Source organism: Akkermansia sp. KLE1798, assembly GCF_001580195.1.
Lineage (GTDB): Bacteria > Verrucomicrobiota > Verrucomicrobiia > Verrucomicrobiales > Akkermansiaceae > Akkermansia > Akkermansia biwaensis.
Genome location: NZ_KQ971076.1, coordinates 1 through 2,543, shown reverse-complemented (window position 1 = coordinate 2,543; position 2,543 = coordinate 1). Strand labels below are relative to the sequence as shown.

Annotated in this window: 2 pseudogenes; one reads left to right on the top strand and one right to left on the bottom strand. The window is 51.6% G+C overall.

Going from position 1 to position 2,543, the window contains the following annotated elements:
• Positions 1-877 (bottom strand): annotated as a pseudogene (locus tag HMPREF3039_RS03640) (hypothetical protein); the annotation flags it as partial.
• Positions 878-1,186: 309 nt separating this feature from the next.
• Between HMPREF3039_RS03640 and HMPREF3039_RS03635 the strand changes: the two are divergent.
• Positions 1,187-2,543, top strand: a pseudogene (locus HMPREF3039_RS03635) (hypothetical protein); the annotation flags it as partial.

The window sequence follows — 2,543 nt, the reverse complement described above, 5'->3', positions numbered from 1 at the left end:
TGCTGTTGGCAAGAAGCGTGTCACGGGAGATCAGTTTCCTGGCTGCAGATGAATCGTCACTGGAGCTTTCCGACATCAATGAGGTCATATTGAGGGTGTCCAGATCCGGGCCGGGGGTATCCCAGGTGGAGCGCAGAACGGTCAGCGTGTCGGTGCTTTCCTGGGAGGCATGGGGCATCAGGTTGATGCGCGCCTTCTGGTTTTCCGGCGTAATCCACCAGGCAATGTACTTGCGGGTGTTGGCATTCTTTTTCAGCCCCGTATTCTTTGAAGAATCGTCCACGCGTACAGGGCGGACATGGATTTCCTTTTTATCCTGGTTCCGGGCGCCCACCGGGGTTCCTGCGGTGCCGGGGCCCAGCAGGCAGACACTGCGGGAACTGCGGTTGGAATTGGATTTTTGCCCCAGAAGGTTTTTTCCGGCTTCCAGGGTGCTGAGCCTGCGCAGGTCGGGGTCGGAAATCAGCCAGCGGCGGAACATGGAGCTTCTGCCCGTGTCGTAGGTGGAAGCAATGCTCATGCCCGAGGAATTATTCCTGTTGAGCCAGGTGTCCCAGCTGTTCCAGGCGCCCAGAATATAGGGGGAACTTCCTTCGCTGGTGCCGGAAGAAAGAATGCCGGAGTTGGCGGAAACGCGCTGGTCGGGTCCCAGCTCGCACTGGAGCTGTCCCAGGGAAACTTCCAGGGAGAATCTGGCCAGGGACTTGGCCTCAGCAGCGAAGAGCTGTTTCTCAGAGATGCGCACCTGGGATGATGCGATGGTGAGCAGACCGACACTCAAGAGGGCCAGGAGCATCATCAGGGTGATGGTGGCAATGAGAGCGAAACCCTTGCTGACGTGTTTAATAGGGCGTTTTTTGGAAGGTTTGATCTTCATGAAAAGCTATGGTTTTTAGCGAGACGCCTTCCTATTAGTTTGGAGTTGCCGAGCCATCCACTAATATGGAAAGGCGAAAAGCCAATTCTTATCTCTGAACCTTATAAAAAGCGGAGGGTGCATGCAAGCCTAAAATTGGTTGAAAAAGGATGCTGAAACCTTGCTTTCAGAGCCGGAATTTTCCCCTTATTTGAGCTCTGAGATGAATTGGAATAATATTTTTATTCATTTATAATCAAAAGTTTTATTGCAGTTATAAAGATAAATACGGATTCCAAATTCGGAGGATTGAAAAAAGACCTGAATCTCATGCTTTCCCAGGAAAAACTGCCTGAAGAGTTCCGGGGAGATACGGCGGACATCGGTCTGCGTCCCTACGCCACGGAGGACGGAGCCCCGACGGAACAAAACCGCCCGATAAGCTCCTGGAACCAGCTCCACCTGTGGGCCAATGTGTGGGACTCTTCAACCAAAAGGGACGGCCAGGATGCCTCCGCCACACTGCAATGGAATGGGCAGACGCCCAGCACGCTGGTAGCCGCGGACGCCTCCGCCAACATGGAAATGATGGACAACCGCTACACCTACATGCGCCATCCCATCCTGCTGCGCTTCTATTCCTTCGTGGGGATCAATTACGTCAAGCGCGAAAAACAGCATCTTTCTCGCGGCGGCTATATTGATGTGCGCGTCTCTGTCATTCCCGTTTTTGTCTGGTGGAACCCGTACAACGTGGACATGAAATTCATAGGCGCGGACGGCAATCCGTGGGGTGGCCATTTCGGAGAACACCGCTTCATGCCTATGGTGCAGCGCAACAACTTCGGACAAATGGAATCATTTTTGGACAATAATTGGGAAAACAAAAACTATGGAGAGCATCCGTTAACTCCCTACTCCTTACAAGACCTTAAATACGGTCCCAACAGACAGATTGCGGACTTCGGCGCTTCATTCCGCGAGACATCCACCATTGATTCCTCTGGGTTGGGAAAGGCAGGCGCATCTTCCACATTGAAAGCGGGGGAAATCGTTGTGTTCGCTCAGCCGGTTCTGACGGCGGATACTTCCATTACCAAAGCCAAAACCAGCTGGTATGACTGCAAAGTGGATAATTTCGCCTTTAAGGAAGGCTGGAGCCAGGATCCTCGACAAACAAAAGAATACAATATCCACTGGGCAGATGGTGTTCAGTACCAATACTTGTCGAAAAGCGGCTATGAAGAGATGGGAACTGCTCTCATGTCCATCCGGTTCGCTGAATCTCTGACCGAATTGAATCATACTCCTGCCGACGCTGTTCTATGTACCAGGTTTACGGAAGAATTTTCCGCACAGTCAAAGAAGCTGGGCACATTTGTGATGCTCTCAGGTCTCATGGATTCTAAGAAGATAGGAACAGGAGGCGAAAGCAATCTGAGAAACAAAATAGAAATCGATACCTTTTTCAAGACTTCTCCCACCATCCTCAACCTGAACTGGGGCGCCTGGGAAAAACCGCTGATTGACCAAATCAAACTCCCGGCAGATATGTTCGACAACAAGAGTACTTCTGAAGATGACTATCGCCGCGGCAAGGATGGTGTAGCCTCTGAACATACAACGTTCGTAGCCTATTATGGGATTTCCGCCAAATGGGGCAAAACTCCCGTCATCGGCACCTACC